The 17,239-nt window shown below is 45.5% G+C and carries 23 protein-coding genes; 12 read left to right on the top strand and 11 right to left on the bottom strand.

Translation table 11 applies throughout. The annotated features are described in order from the left end of the window. Positions 1-7 precede the first annotated feature (7 nt). From ACR3I3_RS00375 to ACR3I3_RS00365, 3 genes are all read left to right on the top strand, one after another. The gene (locus ACR3I3_RS00375; RefSeq protein WP_440952618.1) at positions 8-691 is read left to right on the top strand and encodes a 2,5-diamino-6-(ribosylamino)-4(3H)-pyrimidinone 5'-phosphate reductase; all 684 of its coding nucleotides are present in this window, start codon (positions 8-10) and stop codon (positions 689-691) included. A 165-nt stretch (positions 692-856) separates the two neighbouring features. Next, a complete protein-coding gene (locus ACR3I3_RS00370; RefSeq protein ID WP_440952617.1) occupies positions 857-1,372 on the top strand; it encodes a thioredoxin family protein in 516 nt (171 codons plus the stop codon). Positions 1,373-1,405: 33 nt separating this feature from the next. Further along, the gene (locus ACR3I3_RS00365; protein WP_440952616.1) at positions 1,406-2,050 is read left to right on the top strand and encodes a cytochrome c biogenesis CcdA family protein; all 645 of its coding nucleotides are present in this window, start codon (positions 1,406-1,408) and stop codon (positions 2,048-2,050) included. Between the two features lie 119 nt (positions 2,051-2,169). Here the strand turns inward: ACR3I3_RS00365 and ACR3I3_RS00360 are convergent, their stop codons facing one another. The 7 genes from ACR3I3_RS00360 to cbiT are packed head-to-tail and all read right to left on the bottom strand — an operon-like array spanning position 2,170 to position 6,477. Continuing rightward, entirely contained in the window at positions 2,170-2,892 is a 723-nt protein-coding gene (locus ACR3I3_RS00360) for a precorrin-8X methylmutase (protein ID WP_440952615.1), read from the bottom strand. Next, the gene (gene cobJ / locus ACR3I3_RS00355) at positions 2,882-3,685 is read right to left on the bottom strand and encodes a precorrin-3B C(17)-methyltransferase (protein WP_440952614.1); all 804 of its coding nucleotides are present in this window, start codon (positions 3,683-3,685) and stop codon (positions 2,882-2,884) included. Before cobJ ends, ACR3I3_RS00360 begins: the two co-directional genes overlap by 11 nt. Then, on the bottom strand, positions 3,654-4,007 hold the full coding sequence (locus tag ACR3I3_RS00350; RefSeq protein ID WP_440952613.1) for a cobalamin biosynthesis protein: 354 nt from the start codon (positions 4,005-4,007) through the stop codon (positions 3,654-3,656). Before ACR3I3_RS00350 ends, cobJ begins: the two co-directional genes overlap by 32 nt. Next, positions 4,007-4,519, bottom strand: a complete 513-nt coding sequence (locus ACR3I3_RS00345) for a cobalamin biosynthesis protein CbiG (RefSeq protein WP_440952612.1) — start codon at positions 4,517-4,519, stop codon at positions 4,007-4,009. The genes ACR3I3_RS00350 and ACR3I3_RS00345 overlap by 1 nt, the downstream gene beginning before the upstream one ends. Next, positions 4,516-5,247 (bottom strand): precorrin-4 C(11)-methyltransferase, encoded by a 732-nt coding sequence (gene cobM, locus ACR3I3_RS00340; RefSeq protein ID WP_440952611.1) that lies wholly within the window; start codon positions 5,245-5,247, stop codon positions 4,516-4,518. Before cobM ends, ACR3I3_RS00345 begins: the two co-directional genes overlap by 4 nt. 14 nt (positions 5,248-5,261) lie before the next feature. Then, complete coding sequence (locus ACR3I3_RS00335; protein ID WP_440952610.1) at positions 5,262-5,873, bottom strand: cobalt-factor II C(20)-methyltransferase; 612 nt, start codon at positions 5,871-5,873, stop codon at positions 5,262-5,264. A gap of 49 nt (positions 5,874-5,922) precedes the next feature. Next, on the bottom strand, positions 5,923-6,477 hold the full coding sequence (gene cbiT / locus ACR3I3_RS00330; protein ID WP_440952609.1) for a precorrin-6Y C5,15-methyltransferase (decarboxylating) subunit CbiT: 555 nt from the start codon (positions 6,475-6,477) through the stop codon (positions 5,923-5,925). A 76-nt stretch (positions 6,478-6,553) separates the two neighbouring features. Here cbiT and ACR3I3_RS00325 point away from each other — a divergent pair, with 76 nt between their 5' ends. From ACR3I3_RS00325 to ACR3I3_RS00300, 6 genes are all read left to right on the top strand, one after another. Further along, positions 6,554-8,029 carry a cobyric acid synthase gene (locus ACR3I3_RS00325; protein ID WP_440952608.1) on the top strand — a complete coding sequence of 492 codons (1,476 nt, stop codon included), beginning with the start codon at positions 6,554-6,556 and terminating at the stop codon, positions 8,027-8,029. 269 nt (positions 8,030-8,298) lie between these two features. Then, complete coding sequence (gene trpD, locus ACR3I3_RS00320) at positions 8,299-9,360, top strand: anthranilate phosphoribosyltransferase (protein WP_440953808.1); 1,062 nt, start codon at positions 8,299-8,301, stop codon at positions 9,358-9,360. Continuing rightward, on the top strand, positions 9,314-9,988 hold the full coding sequence (locus tag ACR3I3_RS00315; protein ID WP_440952607.1) for a phosphoribosylanthranilate isomerase: 675 nt from the start codon (positions 9,314-9,316) through the stop codon (positions 9,986-9,988). Before trpD ends, ACR3I3_RS00315 begins: the two co-directional genes overlap by 47 nt. Beyond that, positions 9,985-11,556 (top strand): anthranilate synthase component I, encoded by a 1,572-nt coding sequence (gene trpE, locus ACR3I3_RS00310; protein WP_440952606.1) that lies wholly within the window; start codon positions 9,985-9,987, stop codon positions 11,554-11,556. Before ACR3I3_RS00315 ends, trpE begins: the two co-directional genes overlap by 4 nt. Continuing rightward, positions 11,553-12,143 carry an anthranilate synthase component II gene (locus ACR3I3_RS00305; protein WP_440952605.1) on the top strand — a complete coding sequence of 197 codons (591 nt, stop codon included), beginning with the start codon at positions 11,553-11,555 and terminating at the stop codon, positions 12,141-12,143. Before trpE ends, ACR3I3_RS00305 begins: the two co-directional genes overlap by 4 nt. A 26-nt stretch (positions 12,144-12,169) precedes the next feature. Continuing rightward, positions 12,170-12,715 (top strand): adenylate kinase family protein, encoded by a 546-nt coding sequence (locus tag ACR3I3_RS00300; RefSeq protein ID WP_440952604.1) that lies wholly within the window; start codon positions 12,170-12,172, stop codon positions 12,713-12,715. 21 nt (positions 12,716-12,736) lie between these two features. Here the strand turns inward: ACR3I3_RS00300 and ACR3I3_RS00295 are convergent, their stop codons facing one another. Next, positions 12,737-12,934 carry a hypothetical protein gene (locus tag ACR3I3_RS00295; protein ID WP_440952603.1) on the bottom strand — a complete coding sequence of 66 codons (198 nt, stop codon included), beginning with the start codon at positions 12,932-12,934 and terminating at the stop codon, positions 12,737-12,739. Between the two features lie 211 nt (positions 12,935-13,145). Here ACR3I3_RS00295 and ACR3I3_RS00290 point away from each other — a divergent pair, with 211 nt between their 5' ends. Then, complete coding sequence (locus tag ACR3I3_RS00290; RefSeq protein WP_440952602.1) at positions 13,146-13,607, top strand: OB-fold protein; 462 nt, start codon at positions 13,146-13,148, stop codon at positions 13,605-13,607. Positions 13,608-13,655: 48 nt separating this feature from the next. On the opposite strand, the gene ACR3I3_RS00285 is transcribed toward ACR3I3_RS00290, so the two are convergent. From ACR3I3_RS00285 to mer, 3 genes are read right to left on the bottom strand one after another with little or no spacing between them, the layout of a single operon-like run. Then, a complete protein-coding gene (locus ACR3I3_RS00285; protein WP_440952601.1) occupies positions 13,656-14,180 on the bottom strand; it encodes a nicotinamide-nucleotide adenylyltransferase in 525 nt (174 codons plus the stop codon). Positions 14,181-14,190: 10 nt separating this feature from the next. Beyond that, a complete protein-coding gene (gene fpoF / locus ACR3I3_RS00280) occupies positions 14,191-15,225 on the bottom strand; it encodes a F420H2 dehydrogenase subunit FpoF (protein ID WP_440952600.1) in 1,035 nt (344 codons plus the stop codon). Beyond that, positions 15,225-16,211: a 5,10-methylenetetrahydromethanopterin reductase gene (gene mer, locus ACR3I3_RS00275; RefSeq protein ID WP_440952599.1), complete on the bottom strand. Its 987-nt coding sequence runs from the start codon at positions 16,209-16,211 to the stop codon at positions 15,225-15,227. Before mer ends, fpoF begins: the two co-directional genes overlap by 1 nt. A gap of 516 nt (positions 16,212-16,727) precedes the next feature. On the opposite strand from mer, the gene ACR3I3_RS00270 reads away from it, so the two are divergent. After that, on the top strand, positions 16,728-16,964 hold the full coding sequence (locus tag ACR3I3_RS00270) for a DUF2180 family protein (protein ID WP_440952598.1): 237 nt from the start codon (positions 16,728-16,730) through the stop codon (positions 16,962-16,964). A gap of 7 nt (positions 16,965-16,971) precedes the next feature. After that, entirely contained in the window at positions 16,972-17,196 is a 225-nt protein-coding gene (locus tag ACR3I3_RS00265) for a DUF2180 family protein (RefSeq protein ID WP_440952597.1), read from the top strand. The last annotated feature ends 43 nt before the right edge of the window (positions 17,197-17,239 follow it).

Raw genomic sequence — 17,239 nt, 5'->3', positions numbered from 1 at the left:
TTTTATTATGGACAGGCCATTTACTTTCATCAATTCAGCAATGTCTGCTGATGGTAAGATCTCGACAAAGGAAAGAAAACAGGTCCGGATATCCGGTGATGTGGACTTTGACCGAATGGATGAACTTCGAGCGACCTCTGACGCTATAGTTGTAGGCATCGGTACAGTTCTTGCAGATGATCCAAGTCTTACAGTTAAATCTAAGACCAGACGTGATGCCCGTAAGGCTAAAGGCTATGATGAAGATCCTATCCGTATTGTAATTGACAGTAAAGCAAGAACTCCTCAGGATGCTGATATATTTGTAAAAGGGGAGGGGATGCGAATAATTGCAGTATCAGCTTCAGCTCCTGCGGATAAGGTCCGGATGCTCCGGGAAAAAGCGTTGGTAATAACTACCGGCGATGAGCAGGTAGATCTCTGTGCATTGATGAAAAAATTGAGTTCCATGGGTGTAAAGCGTTTGATGGTAGAGGGTGGTGCCACTCTTAACTGGGCCATGCTTTCGAACGGTCTTGTGGATGAGATATATTCATATGTAGGCAACCTGGTCATTGGAGGCTGTTGTGCTCCTTCATTTGTGGATGGTGCAGGTTTTTCTGAAAATGAGATCCTTCCTTTAAAGCTAACGAGCATGGAAAGAATGGACGAAGGTGTGCTCTTGAACTGGGAAGTGATTAACAAATACTGATATTCCTGCTAAACTGGCTTATTTAATAGATTATCTTTTCGAATCGGTTTTGTTAATATGTCCCATCACAATGCACAACCTTTAAATCAAAACAAGACAAGTTTATTCACTTGCCTTAATAAGGTTGCTTAAATAAGATCGTATCATAGTTTTAATGGTGATGACATGAGGTCCACAATCTATTTCCTTTTATTGATAGTTGCAACTGTATCGCTCTCCGGATGCGTTTCAGAGATTACTCCTATAGATGATCTTGATAGTGCAGTTGCTGATGAAAGGGTAGCTATACTTGTAACCGATCAACAGCAGATAGATGATGCGCTAAAAGATGGTCCTGTTCTGCTTAAAATAGGTGCTGAATGGTGTCCTCCATGTAGGCAACTGGATCCTGTTATTGATGAGATCGCCATCGATTATGAAGGCCGGGCAACAGTTATGTACATCGATACTGAGATCACTCCTGCTCTTGGTGCCAGGTTCAATGTTTACTCTATACCTGATACAACGGTCATCGTTGACATTGAAGATGGGAGCTATGTATTCATGAGGTATGATGGTGTAAGGGAAACTGATAGGGGTAAAGCCAGAATATTGGGTTATATGGAAAAAGGAACTTTTGAAAAGATACTCGATCACGCAATCAAATCTAGGGAGGATCTTTCTGAAGAGCAGGATCTTTGAACTATCTAGCTTCTTTATTGCAGGTGTTATGGTATGGACATAAGTAGTGTGACTCCGTTAGCAGCTTTTGGAGCAGGCCTGATCAGTATATTCTCTCCCTGTGTCCTTCCACTGTTGCCTGCAATATTTGCTTATTCGACCTCAAAGGGAAGTCTGAGGCCATTATCTATCGTTCTTGGTCTCACCATATCTTTCACCATCATGGGAATTTTGACATCGGCGCTTGGTTTTCTTCTTCAGCAATATCTATTGTACCTTAGCTTTTTCGCAGGGATCGTCATCATTCTTTTCGGTTTCACTCTTATCTTTGAGTTTGATATCTTCAACAGGTTTGGGTCCCTTTCAGGTAACAGGTTCAGTGAAAAAGGCATCCTCGGTGGCTTGCTTTTAGGAATGTCTCTCGGTATAATATGGATTCCCTGTATCGGTCCAATACTGGCATCTATCCTTGCACTGGTTGCAGTTGAAGGTGATGTGGTCTATGGTGGATTTTTGCTTTTCGTATACTCTCTGGGACTTGGCATACCTATGCTGATTATAGCGTATTCTGCTAATATCTCTTCCTCAGTTCTTAGCAAAATAGCAAGATATGATATGTATCTCAAAAAAGGGGCAGGAATCATACTTCTCCTCGTAGGGGTATGGATGCTATATTCCAATGTACTGGTCAGGCTATAATCCTGGCACTTATGTTACAATTGATCAGCTAGCTGGCGGTAAAATGTATTGATAAGTGAAAATTGGCCGCTTGAGCCATTTATGAAATAAAAAAGATGAAGAAAAGAGTGATTCTATTATCACTCGTCCCTTTCTTTTGCAATGGCAACAAGCTCGTTGACGCATGCAACTGCCATTGGTGTTCCGCCACGTGTTCCGATGCAGGTGATGGATGGTACGTCCATCTTCCTTACCTCTTCCTTGGACTCTGCAGCGTTGACGAAACCAACAGGGGTTCCGACTATTAGTGCCGGCTTGATGCCGTGCTCGATCATCCTGCACACTGCAAGTGCTGCGGATGGTGCATTTCCGATAGCTACAATAGAACCTTCGATCCTGTCCCTTGCCATAAGGAATCCGGCAGCAGTTCTTGTGATGCCGTATTTCTTTGCAACTTCTGCATTCTGATCTTCATCGAGGACACAGATCACTTCACAGTTGTGGCCTTTCTTTGTAATTCCGGCCTTTACCATGTTGATGTCCACAAAGATAGGGGCACCGTTCTTGATGGCTTTTACTCCTGCCTCTACGGGATCATTGGTGTAGCACATGATATCTGCAACAGAAGGGTCTCCAGTGGAGATCACGCAACGCTGGGTTATGCGTTCTTCAGGGGTCTCCTTTTCTCCTTTCACTATAAGGTCGTGGGCAATGCGACGACTTGTCATGTAGATGGTCTTGGCCTCATCTGTGCGCGCACCTGAGTCAGAACAATCTTTGATGAGGTCCTGATCGATGTGCACTGTCATCTCTACCAGATCTTCAAGTTCCGGGATGTCCTTTTTGTTGTTTTCAGTAGTCATATTTCCTCTGATACCCCCTGGGTGTGATTATCTTTTCGCCTTTCTCATTCTTCCATATGCGGGAATCCGCATTACAGACAATGATCATTGTGCTCATGTCTACCCAGTCATTGTAGTCAAGAACATCTCCGAGTGTTGTGACAATGTAGTCCTGGGTTTCGCCACGAAGTGCATTCTTGACAAGCCCGACAGGTACGGATCCGTCCTTGTGCTTCTTTATGATCTCAATAGCTTTTGAGAAGTTGGAGTGGCGTTGTCTGCTCTTCGGGTTGTAGAGCGATATCACGAAATCAGCAGAAGCTGCTGCATCAAGGCGTTTCTCAATAACTTCCCATGGTGTAAGAAGATCACTAAGGCTGATAACTGCAAAGTCATTCACAATAGGTGCACCAAGTACACTTGCACCTGCGGTGATCGCGGTAACTCCGGGAAGCACTTCGACATCAACATCAAGGTCCTCGTGTTCTGCAACTTCAAGGACAAGACCTGCCATGCCGTAGACATTTGCATCTCCGCCGCTTATCATGGAGACGACCTTGTTCTCTTTAGCAAGGTTCACTGCCTTTTTAGCACGGTCCACTTCTTTGCCCATGGCACTGCGTATGATCTCCTGCTCTCCGAGGAGACTTTCCATCTGGTCGAGATAGGTGCCGTTACCGACAATATAATCAGAATTCAGTATAACATCCCTGGCACGTACAGTAAGCTGCTCTACAGATCCTGGTCCGATGCCGATTATGAATAATTTGCCATTTTTGTTTTCATTCTGCGATTGCAATTGTGATCCTTCCATATACTTTCTTTTCCAGTATCAATTTGTTATTATCAGATAAGGCTAATGCTGCCGGCTCGGCAACACCCTTGAGGCCGAATCGGCTTGCCTGTGAGTCGGACGGGACTTCAAAACCGTTCAGGATCTCGTCAGGCAGGAACCTGATCTCAAGTCCCATTTTGTGTATAGCTTCTATGAGCCCGGTCTCATTCTCCTTAAGAGTGGATGATGCGAACATCTTTATTTCGCTTTCATCCCTTCCGACCTCTTCCAGAGCATGCTTTACAGCATCGATAACCTCTTCGGATGATACGCCCCTGCGAGCGCCTATTCCAATGTACATTAATCGTCCGCCTTCTGTTTTTTCAGCACGGAAACGTCATTTCCCACAATGACGATCTTGGGCCCCCTGATCTCAAGGACCTCCACATCCTGGTCCAGCAGGGCACAGTTCACGTCCCGTGTGGATTCCTTGTTGACGATATCATAGCCAAGTTTTGCTGCGATGCCCTCAACAGAGTTGCGGTTGTGCACTTCAGTAGCAGTTGTTATGACCGGAACAACTCCCATCTCTGATATCTTCCGGACAAGCTCGTTGGCTCCGTGGTGTCCTCCAAGGAGGGAGATCGCAAAGTTAAGGTTCGAGTCAACTACCACTACTGCGGGATCTTCCCATTTATCGACCACCAGTGGTGCGATCTCGCGTACTACTATGCCTGTGGCGAAGACTGCCACAATGGCCTGGTAATTCTCAAAGACTTCTCCGAAGATGCCTTTTTTGTAAATGATAACATCTGCATCGATGTGGTCTGCCAGCTTGTTGGCAACATCGAGATTGCGTTCAAATGTTATCACAGCGGTTCTTGTGCTACTCCGTATAGGTGAGACCTCCTGTAGTTCACCGGATTGACCACACCGCCAATAAGTATCATCGCACTGCGTATGATGCCTTCATCCTTTACCTTTTGTGCAATGTCTGCTACTGTGCCATAAACTACCTTCTCGTCAGGCCATGAAGCATGGAACACGACAGCTACAGGGGTATCAGGTGAATATTCAACCTTCTGCATGATCTCTTCTATCTTCTGGGTACCAAGGAAAACCGCCATGGTGGCGTTGTGTCTTGACAGGGCCTTTATATCATCCTCTTCCAGTGTCTTTCCTGCAGGGCGAGTGATGATAAGTGTGTCTGATACGCCATTAAGGGTAAGCTGGGTGCCAAGTGCTGCAGATGTTGCAAATACAGATGAGACTCCTGGTACACGCTCGACGGTGATGTCGTACTTCTTAAGCTCTTCCATCTGCTCAACAACGTTACCGTAGAGGGATGGATCGCCGCTGTGCAGCCGTACGACCTTCTTTCCTTCCTTTACAGCATCTGCCATTTTCTTTGTGATCTCATCAAGGGTCAGTCCATAACTGTCTATCTTCTCTCCCTTGCAGTAATTGACGACCTCAGGGTTCACAAGTGAACCTGCGTAGACGACAAGGTCTGCTTCTTCCAGCTTTTCCTTGCCAAGTAATGTGATAAGTTTTGGGTTTCCTGGTCCGGAACCCACAAAAGTAACTACATTATCTGCCATTTGATATGACCTCTTTAGTTCTTTTTAGCATAAACGATGCTGAAATAGTTTCCTTTTTCAGGGATCTCATCCGAGTTCTTCACAATGACCTCTCTGTCTGAGAAAAGCCTTTCTGCAAAGATGAACTCATTATATCCTTCCGTTTTGAAGTCTTCCATTATTTCTCTAGGACGTGTTGCCTTAAGCCTTATCTTGTGCTTTGTCTCTGAACCGTCGCTGACCTCAAAGGATGTGTCAACCTCTGCGTCTGTCCTTGCAGCAAACGATGTGATCGAACTTATCCCGGGCACGGTTGATGTCTCAACATCCGGATAGTGCTTGTTCATAACACGCTTGAGGTGTGTGAAAGTGGAAAAGAAGTTTGGATCGCCGATAAGTCCGAAAGCAACATTTCCGTTCCTTGATTCTTCTGCAATAAGGTCGGCATTCTTCTTCCATACTTCGTTCAGAACGTCATAATCCCTCAACATAGGGAAATCCAGGATCTCTGGTGTTGCATATGGTTCTACCAGTTTTGCTGCCATTTCTCCAGGCACATACACCTTGTCGCTGTTCTTAAGGATGTTCACAGCTTTGAGCGTAAGAAGTTCAGGGTCACCTGGTCCAAGTCCTACTCCTATCAACATATTTCTATCTCCGCAATTAATTATAGATCAATCTATGATGTCAGTATGATTATTCCTGTAGCTTACCTACTATAATATAGACGGGGTTCTCCGGTTTGAACATCGTCTCGCCTGTAAGTTCATAACCTCTGGTGATGGTGACGTGGACAACCTCTGAGAAAATTCCCAGTTCTTTCATCTTGTTGATGACATTGACCACGGTCTCTATCCTTACCGCGTTCACAACAATATTTCTTGCTTTCTTCTTGTAGAGCACATCCAGTACACTGGATATGTTCTTTGTCCCGCCTACAAAAGCACAGTCAATAGAGCCGACCTCAGCATTTTCGTCGATGGATTCGGATGATTCTCCACTGATCAGTGTAACATCCTTCACGCCGAAATTCTCGAAGTTCTGTCTTGCAACGTCGATGGCTTTTTCTCTTGCATCGATGGCAACTATCCTGATATCGCGTGCTATTTTTGATGCTTCGATGGAAACAGCTCCTGTTCCACATCCGACATCATAGAACGTGATCCCGTCTTTCAGGTCCATTTTCGATAGTGATATCGCAATGACCTCTGGCTTTGTTGGCCCTCCGCTTATGTGCAATAGATCTGACATTTTTCACCTAACTAAAGTAAATTGGAGTTAATTAGATATAGCATAATAAACGTTGTCACATAAAAGGTTGTTGTGAATGAATACTAAAAAACATCTGTTAATACTGGGAACAGCTTCTCATGTTGGCAAGAGTGCAGTTGTGACGGGGCTTTGTCGCATACTTTCAGCCAAACACAAGGTTGCTCCCTTCAAGGCACAGAACATGAGTCTTAATTCATGGATCACAAAGGACGGTAAGGAGATCGGTATCGCCCAGGCAATACAGGCCATGGCGGCAGGTATCGAGCCAACTGCAGACATGAATCCCGTTCTGCTCAAACCCAAAGGGGACCGCGTATCTCAGGTGATACTTCTTGGAGAACCTTATGCGGACAAGAGCGCAGGTGCATATTATGATTCAATTGAGGACACACATGATGTCTTGAGGGGTGCCCTTCAGAGGCTTGCAGATGAGTACGAGATCATTGTCATGGAAGGTGCCGGAGGTGCTGCTGAGATCAATCTGTATGAGCGCGATATTGTTAATATTGGCACAGCAAGGATAACGGATGCACCTATCATTCTTGTCGGTGATATCGAAAGGGGCGGTGTTTTCGCAAGCCTTTACGGTACTGTTGAACTGCTGCCTGAAGATGTGCGCAGGAATGTTCGTGGTTTTATCATCAACAAGTTCCGTGGCGATCCGACCATACTTGAGTCCGGTCTTACCGAACTTGAAGAGCGCACAGGTATCCCTGTTCTTGGCGTTCTGCCTCATTTCAAGCTTAGAATACCTTCTGAGGACTCCGTATCCATAGGTGACAAATCATCGGATGGTTCCGGTGTGCATGATATAGATATTGCGGTCATACGCCTTCCAAGGATCTCAAATTTCACAGACTTCGAGCCTCTTGAACGCATGGTACGGGTAAGGTATGTGGACCTTGATGAGGATCTTGGTAACCCGGATGCCATTATTATCCCCGGTACAAAGAACACTACCAGTGACCTGTGTGATCTCATGGAGAGCGGCATGGCCGATAAGATCAGATCATTCCACGGAAAGATCCCGATCCTTGGTATCTGCGGTGGTTACCAGATGCTTGGCAGATCAATTCTTGATTCCGGTATCGAAGGCGGTGAAGCTGCAACTTTCGAGGGACTTGGCTTGCTTGATATCGAGACCGTTTTCGATGCATACGAGAAGCGTACTGTTCAGGTAATAAAGACCGTTAAAAAGAGCGGTCCTATCTTTGATGGTATCGCAGGTGAGGATGTAAAGGGATATGAGATCCACATGGGTATGTCCTCCTCAGACAGGCCGGTCTTCGGAGATGATGGCTGTGCTGACGACAGTGGCCTTGTTATCGGTACGTATTTGCATGGACTTTTCGAGAACCAGAATGTAAGGCACGCTCTTGTAAAATATCTGGCTGAAAAGAAAGGTCTTGAATTTGAAGATGAGTATGTTCCGGAACAGGATCCGTATGAAGAGCTTGCTGATGTCATACGTGAGCGCCTGGACATGCCTCGTATATATGAAATGCTTGGATTGGGCCCCGAAGAGGTCTGATCGGCATTTAAATTTAAATTTTAATTTTGATCTTTCATCTTTCTACTTTTTTTGATCTTTGATCTTTGTCTTCGATCATCATCGCTTCTTTTTTGTGGTTTGATACTTTTCTGTTTCAGTTGTTTTAGATTGTTTTTCTTTTTTCTTCTCTTAAAAATCACTACTTGTTCTGATTTTTCTTGTCAGTTTCTTTGAATAAAGTTTATATACAAAGATGCTTGTTATACATTATTGTACACAATTATACATTAATGCAAGAAGGTGTCATGATGAAATATTATCTCCAGAAATTAATTGATGGTTATGATCTGACAATGGCCGAGGCAGAAGCAGCCATGGAGCAGATATTCGAGAGTGCGACAGACACACAGATCGGTGCATTTGTAATGGCAATGAAGATGAAGGGTGAAACTCCTGAGGAGATCGCTGGATTCGCAAAGGCCATGCTGAAAGTGGCCAACATGATATCCCCTGAAGTGGATGGTACTCTTGTGGACACTTGTGGTACAGGCGGTGACCGCCACAATACTATTAATATTTCAACGACCTCTGCTATAGTAGCAGCTGCTGCGGGGGTAAATATTGCAAAGCACGGTAATTATTCCTTCACATCCCTTTCCGGAAGTGCCGATGTGCTCAGGGAGCTTGGTGTGAAGATCGACCTTGAACCTGATTATGTCAAAAGGTCCATCGAGAACATTGGTATTGGCTTCATGCTCGCTCCAAAGTTCCATCCTGCAATGAAGAGGGTGGTGGGTCCCAGGAAAGAGCTTGGTATCAGGACAATGTTCAACATTCTTGGTCCTCTGACAAATCCTACAGGTGCAAAGGCACAGGTAATAGGGGTCTTTGACAAGGACCTGTGCAGGCTGATGGCAGAAGTCCTCTGCAGACTTGGCAAGGGGCATGTACTGGTGCTTCACGGCGATGGTATGGATGAGATCAGTACCCTTTCCGAAACTTATATCGCTGAGCTAAAGGACGGTGCAATATCAACGTACACAATAACTCCTGAGGATCTGGGTGTTCCGAGGGTCAAAGCTACCGACATTGTGGGCGGTACTCCTGAAGAGAATGCCAGGGACATGCTTTACATCTTTAATGGTGAGAAAGGTCCCAAGAGGGATATTGTCGTTGTCAATGCTGCAGCCGCAATTTACGTTGCAGGCATGGCTGATTCCATCAAGGAAGCCATCCCTATCGCAGAAGAGGCAATTGACAGCGGAAAAGCATTAGAAAAACTGAAACAGTTCATCGAATTCACATCCGGCAAAAAGGTGGAAAATGAATCTCTCAACGCGTGTCAAAGTATGCGGCATGAGGTCTGCTGAAGACATCGACATTGCAGTAAGCTCTGGTGTGGATGCAGTTGGTTTCATAACCGATGTTCCTGTGGATACTCCCAGGAAGATCGATCTCAAAAAGGCTCAGGAACTTGTTTCCCAGGTGCCTTTTTTCGTGGATTCCGTGCTTGTCATTATGCCGGGAACTGCAAGTGAGGCGATCGATATGGTGAATTCTGTAAGACCGGATGTTGTCCAGATACACAGTCCTCTTGATGCTGATAATATGAGGCTGCTTCGTGATAATACGGATGTCAGTATAGTTCGTACCTTCCATGTTCCTTCCGAAGGCAATGTGGAGGTCAGTGGTCTTATTGCTGAGGTGGACGCCCTTTCATCTGAGGATCTTATCGATGGCATCCTTCTGGATTCCTATGTTTCCGGCAAGGTGGGCGGCACAGGTAAGATGCATGACCTTTCCATAAGCAGGCAGGTTGTGGAAGCTGTGGATGTGCCTGTGATCCTCGCAGGGGGCCTGAATGCCGATAATGTTTCAGATTGTGTGAAGCAGGTCTCCCCATTTGCAGTGGATACGGCTTCGGGTGTGGAAACTGATGGAAAGAAGGATGCAGAAAAGATAAGACGTTTTGTAAAAGAGGTAAGGTGTGCAAGATGATTTCGTTCGATCTGACAAAGGATGAATTTGCGGAACTTGTGAACAGTTCAAAAAGACCCTCACTTGTACAGCTTATGGCCAAAGTGCGGTCCGATTGTTCTCCTTTGCAGCTATATACTACATTCCAGGGCGAAGATTATTCTTACATGCTGGAATCCGTGGAGAAGGAAAAGAGGCATGCCCGATTCTCTTTCGTTGGTGCCTATCCTGATGTTGTGGCTAAGATAAGCGGACGCAGGCTTACATTGGAATATGGGGACGATTCTGTACTCATTGATACCATCCGTTCAAAACTGGATGTTAAATGTGAGAACATAGTGGACGATGGCTCTGTACTGAAGGCTGATATAAAGGGAGGTTCTGATGTAGTAGATGCACTCCGTGCAGTGTTTCCTACAGCAGACGGTACAACTCTTCTGAACGGGAAAAGGTTCGACAGGCAGACCTTCCTTGGAGGTGCCATTGGTTACAATGGGTATGATATGATCTATGACTGCTGGTTAGATATCGAGAAAAGCCACCAGTCAGATGTGCCTGATATGCAGTTCATCCTTACAACAAGGACGTTTGTCTTTGATCACCTGACAGGCGAGACCTATATGGTGCTAACCCCGTTCGCAGGTGAAGGGTGTGATCCTGGTAAATTATATAATGATGCATTGAAGGAAGCGGAAGAAATGTGCCAGTGTCTCCGTGATGCTGTGGCTGTGGAACTTGGTGAGCTCCCGGAGCTGTCAGGTTCATCGGAAGCAGTCTGTAATATGGATCAGGATTCATTTGAAAAGGCGGTAGTTGCAGCCAAGGAGCACATTCTTGACGGTGACATCTTCCAGGTGGTGCTTTCCAGACGCTATTCAATGGAAATAGAACAAACACCTCTGGAACTTTATCGTACTCTCAGGGGTATCAATCCCAGCCCTTACATGTATCTTTTCAGCTTCCGCGATCTGGATATTGTGGGAGCAAGCCCCGAGACTCTCATGACGGTACATGAGCGCAAGGTCATAACCAATCCTATCGCAGGAACATGCCCTCGCGGGAAGGATGAAGTTGAGGATGATGAATATGCCGCTAAGATGATGTCTGACAGGAAAGAGCGTGCAGAGCATGTTATGCTTGTGGACCTTGGAAGGAACGATGTCCGCATGGTCTCAAAGTCAGGTTCGGTCAAGGTCAGTGACTTCATGAGTGTTGTGAAGTACTCTCATGTCCAGCACATAGAAAGCACAGTTTGCGGTGAACTTCGTCCTGAATGCGATCAGTTCGATGCCACACGTGCCATCTTCCCTGCAGGAACTCTCTCCGGTGCCCCGAAGATCAGGGCAATGGAGATCATCGATGAGTTCGAACCATCTGCACGTGGTATCTATGGTGGCGGAGTTGGTTATTATTCCTGGAACGGGGATGTGGACACTGCCATTGTAATAAGGACGGTCATAATCAAGGACGGAATTGCCAACGTACAGGCAGGTGCCGGTATAGTTGCGGATTCGGATCCTACGTACGAGTATGAGGAAACAGAGCGTAAAATGGCTGCAATGATAGCTGCTATGGGAGGTAAAAGATGAAAGTGCTGTTCGTAAATAATCGTGATTCTTTCGTCTGGAATCTTGTGGACTATGTTTCCGTATTCGAATCTGATACGGTGGTAGTTCCGAACACGATATCTGTAGATGAGGTAAGAGAGATATCCCCTGATGCAATCATCATATCTCCAGGCCCCGGAAATCCGGGAAATAGCCGTGATATTGGCAGCTGTATCGAAATAATCCGTGAGTTTGGTCCTGAGATCCCTGTACTTGGCGTTTGCCTTGGGCACCAGGCCATTAACACAGCATTCGGTGGGACGATCTCCCGTTCTAAAGGAGGCCCAGTTCATGGAAAGGCTTCAGTGGTGATACATGATACATCCTCTCTCTTCGATGGAATTCCGACCTCGTTCTATGCGGGCAGGTATCATTCCCTTTCAGTCGAAAGGATGGCAGATGATCTGGAAATAACCGCAAGGGATGAAACTGGTCTGATCATGGCTCTCAGGCACAGGGAATATCCTATCTATGGTGTTCAGTTCCATCCGGAATCCGTTCTTACTCCTGAGGGAATGAAACTCATTGAGAATTTCCTGAAGATCGCAGGCAGGGAAACGAAGGATTAATGTCCATTAGAAGCATTTGAATGTGCATGATCATCGGACTTACCGGAACTCCCGGCACCGGAAAGACCTCTGTTTGCAGGGTCCTTGAAGCTCATGGGTATCGTGTGATACACATGAACGACCTCATCAAAAGTGAGCATCTCTACTCAGAGGTCGATGAAGAAAGGGATACTGTTGTAGCTGACATGGACAGGGTATTTTCCAGGGTGTGTGAACTTGTGGGCGATGATGAAGGCGTGACCATACTTGACAGTCATATGGCTCACCACATCGCTGATGTTGTGATCGTGTTGCGCACTGCTCCATCTGAGCTCACCCAAAGGCTGAAGGCACGCAATTATTCCGAGTCCAAGGTTCAGGAGAATGTCGAAGCTGAATGCCTTGATGTGATCCTCGTGGAATCTGTGGAGTGGTGCCAGAAGGTCTACGAGGTGGACACCACAGGAAGGCATGCCGAAGATGTTGTGGAGGATGTTGAGAACATCATCTCCGCGGTACTTTCAGGTGATGATGCTCTTATCTGTGAACAATATAAGCCGGGTTCTTTTGACTGGAGCGAGGATATATTCTAAGTTAGTCTGAAATATTTGATCTTATTTTTGGATCGGCTTGTCAGGAGTTACTCCGTAATATTCTGTCCTTGCCTTTCCCCATATACAGCCATTTTTCCCTAATATTTTCAATTCAAGGTTTTGCAGTGCTTTTCCCACACTGTTCCCTGCTCTTGCAGATCTGCAAACAGGGCAATATTTTTCACAGAATACAGGTGCTTTTCCTTTTGATGTTGTCACTTTAAAGTCCCCTATTTTTTGGATTTATTGTTGTGATGCTATCTGGACTGAGGTCCTCAAAAAGTCTATGTTTATCTCCTCTAATATATTTGACTGTCATAAATGTGTACTGACGGAAGCCTGGTATAGTGTAGTGACCTTGGTTTTGAAAACAAAATTTGATATACTTTTTAATCGTTTTATTTGTAGTATTATATGAAGGAGTATTTTTATGAAATTCATAAAGATTGGAATGGTTTTGCTTTTAATGGCGGTACTTTTGGTTTCGGGTTGTTCAGATTCAGGTGATGATACGGAAGAGGTCTCTGAGATAGCTAAAGAACTAAATGTGGATGTAATCAGTACTTCATTCGATGATCTTGGGGTTTTTTATTGTGACCCTGAAACTACAGATGATGAAATTGCAGCTCTTATAGATGAAGAATACAAAGGGAACTTTGTTCAGTGGACCGGCACTATAGCTGCAGTAACTGATAATGGCAATTCGTATACTGCACAGGTCAAACATTGTCCTGGCTCTATCTCTGATGTGGGTGTAACGTTCAAGCAGGACCAGAACGAAGCAGCATCCAAACTCATAAAAGGTCAGGAAATTACTTATCTTGGAAGAGTAACACGTTATCAGAAGGGTGTTGGTATCTGGGTTGAGGAAGCCTCTATTGTATCTGGGTAATTTAAAAAAGTATTATGTCGATGGTGATATTCACCATTTCTTTTTTGATTAGTAATCGAAACCATCGGTTCCGGATACACGTTTTAGACGGCGTACACCATCGATCTCCTCAATTACGTCTGCAACAGCATCGGGGACGAGGTGTTTCCACTCTTCATCTGCAAGCATGCGCCTTCGTATCTCTGTGCCGGAATGTTGTTCCCTGAGGTACATTGGTGGTTGCTTTACATCTATTCCTGCTTCTTCGAAGAGTTCGATGACAAGTGGGTTGTTGGTGTAAGCTGTGTCAAAAGGAGGGGTTCTTGATGTCACATATGATACCCATATTGGATTTTGCTGGATGTCGTCAATGGGTAATGCATAGAAGTGAATATCAATGTCTTCAAGGGCATGCCGGATCATCATTACCCGCTCACCTGCGGTAAACGGATTGTTTGCCTCGTGGGTTCTTTGGGCACTTCCTATCCCTATGATAAGTTCATCGACCTCTTCTGCGATCCTTGTTATCACAGAGTAGTGGCCAAGATGAAATGGCTGGAAGCGCCCGATGTAAAATGCCCTTTTCATATTCATGTTCAACAACTTAGCGGAACGGAGCACCTTCACATTCAAATGAGAACTTCTCGTAGACTTCACGATAATGCTCTGAGTTGTTGTCGTGTTTCATTCCTGCAAGTTTTTCGATAAGTCCCATTCCAGGCTTTGGATCTTCCATGAACTCAAGTTCACTTTCGACCATCTTGAAGTACTTCTCACCGGCATCGGTGCGTATCAGTACACAGTTCCAGCCATCAGGGGTACCAACTGAACCTACTGATATGTCAGCAAAGACTGATGTATAGTCATTGCAGTGGTGGCATGGGTTCCTTGCGTGAGGTGCGACCTTTGAGATAGGTACGTTGTGCTCTTCACCATCTTTGGTGTATGCCCAGAACTTACCCTTTCCGAAGTCCATCTTTTTGACATCTTCGATGTTGACACCCATGATCTCTGGGATGATCTTCTCTCTCATAACCTCGTGGTAGAAGCTCTCCATACAAAGCAGACCTACGATGAGTACGATCTTGTCGTTGACATTCTCTGAGATGAGCCTTGCACCGTGTGCCTGGCATGGTACGCCGATCACAGCGATCTTCTCATACTCGTTGAACGGGTCTCTAAGCATTGAAAGAACGGAATCGTATGTGTACTTGGTACCTTTTGCTTTCTCGACATCTTCTGCATTTGTGAAGACTTCAAGCTGGGTTTCCCATTTTTCGTTCATAGTGATACCGACAACACAGTCGATCTCACCCTGTCTGAGGAGTGACCGTGCAATAGCTGAGGTAACACCACCGTCCTGACCGGCAATGTTGCTCTTTGCAGCAAGGAAGCTTCTGACATTTGCGAACTCGTCCTCAAAGTAACCGTCCACCACAGGACAGATCCTGCTGCATGTAAGGCATCCCTCACATACATTTGGGGCAGCACCGTGTGAGTAAAGCTCAAGGTTGTCAGGGTCGCGGATCTCCGCAGCCTTGCCCATTGTTATTGCACCGGCAGGGCATGCCGATACGCATGCCCCACAAGCAGTACAGACGTCAAAATTGATGACGTCCATAATTTTTGGATGGACCATCAGTTTCCTCCGATGATCTCCTTTCCGATGAGTTTGATTGCTGTTTCTTTGTTAGGTCCGATTGGTGAACCTGCAACGATCTGGGTTACACCGATGTCAAGCAATTCGTTGATCCTTGCCTTACAGTCATCTGGTGTACCGGAAATGGAGAATGCATCCATCATGTCGTTTGTGACCATGTCGCCCATGAGTGCTCCGAAGTCGCCCTTTGCGATTGCTCCGCCGATGTCTGCCTTTGAAGCGACATCAATGCCGTGGCGCTCGAGGACCATGTCAGGTGAACCTGCGACGATGAAAGCTACTACGATCTTAGCTGCACTCTTTGCCTTTGCAGCGTCCTTGTCGATGGAGAAGCATGCGTATGCTGCAACGTCTACATCCTTTGGATCCCTGCCAGCTTTCTGTGCACCAGATGCGATCTGCTTGACTGCTACTTCAAAGTCCTTTGGGTGTGATGCGTTGATCAGTACACCGTCTGCGACCTCTCCTGCGAGCTCGAGCATCTTTGGACCCTGTGCACCCATGTAGATAGGTACGTTGCCGGTCTTGAATGCCATCTTTGCGCCACCGAACTGGACCATGTCGCCGTCCATTGTGACCTTTTCGCCTGCGAAGAAGGAGCGAAGTGCGGAAATGTTCTCCTTTGTGGTTGTGAGTGGCTTGTCCCAGGCGATTCCCATTGCGTCGAAGGTTGCCTTGTCACCAGGGCCGAGACCTAAGATTGCACGTCCACCGGAGATCTCGTTGATTGAACCGATACTGGATGCTGTGATTGCTGCGTTCCTTGTGTATGGGTTTGTAACGCCGGTACCGAGCTTAATGCTGTTTGTGTTCATGGCAAGAACTGCCAGTGTTGAATAAACATCACGGTTGTTGTAGTGGTCTGTGATCCACACGTTGTCAAATCCCTGCTGTTCTGCGAGCTTTGCGTAGTGTGCGATCTTAAGCACTGGATCATTTGGCACGAATTCTATTCCGAATGTCATTTAAATCCTCCAATTTAATAATGCTATTCAGGATTACATGCATATATTAAAACCTTATTGGTTTATCCCGAACGTCTGGTTATTATTCCTGCTAAGGTTAATAGCTGTTTGTACGATTCTTCCAAAAAAATCAGTATAGTTTATATAGAATTTATAAAATACTATCTAATGTGGTATCGTTCACCGGTTTATTTTTGGATGCAGTTCTGTGACAGTCCTCTGGCTGTCAATTATGTGAAATACCGATATGCATAAATATTGATCTAACGTATTTTTAAGAGTAATATAGAATCCATATTCGTGTGGTTTCAGGGACTTTCCGGGGTTATCTTTCAATACATTTGGGAATTGTGTTGGTGGAATGCATTTCAGGCAGCAGGCAGCCTATTTCCTCTTAGTGTGTCCGTTCGATCATAATCGGGCCATGTATTAAGATGATTTCTGGAAATATCCTGTGCAGTATAGACGTTGAAAATATTGGAAAAGCACCTTTTCAAAAAGACATCAGGTGATCTAATGAAATGCTATGAATGTGCAAAGAACGGAAAAGACACGGATGCCGTAGGTATCTGCATCGTATGTGGTAAAGGGGTCTGTAAAGACCATCTTAAGCGTGAAAAAATACCTGAATGGGATGGTGAATTTGATATAAAGCTCAGGTGTATCGGTGAGTCCTGCCAGCTAAAGGATATGCAGCCACTGCTTAAAATATTGTGCACAACATGCCACGGTGCTCTGGTCGAGAACAAGTGAGGTGAGTATGATGACAAAATGTTATGACTGTATGGAAGAAGGCAAGGACTCTGAAGCTGTAGCTGTTTGTATCGTCTGTGGAAAGGCCGTCTGCATGGATCATGCAAAAGAGCTCATCCTACCCGTTTCTGTTGGAAAACCGCCGGAAGTAAAACGCCTGCACAATGCTCTTCCAAGGATAATGTGCGAATACTGCTTCAGCAACACGTTACCTGATGGTTTCTGTGTTTGATCGAACATTTTATTTTATGCAGATTATCCCTAAGGAGTGAACA

It is taken from the genome of Methanococcoides mangrovi (genome assembly GCF_052057775.1).
GTDB lineage: Archaea > Halobacteriota > Methanosarcinia > Methanosarcinales > Methanosarcinaceae > Methanococcoides.
This window is presented reverse-complemented; position numbering and strand designations above follow the sequence as displayed.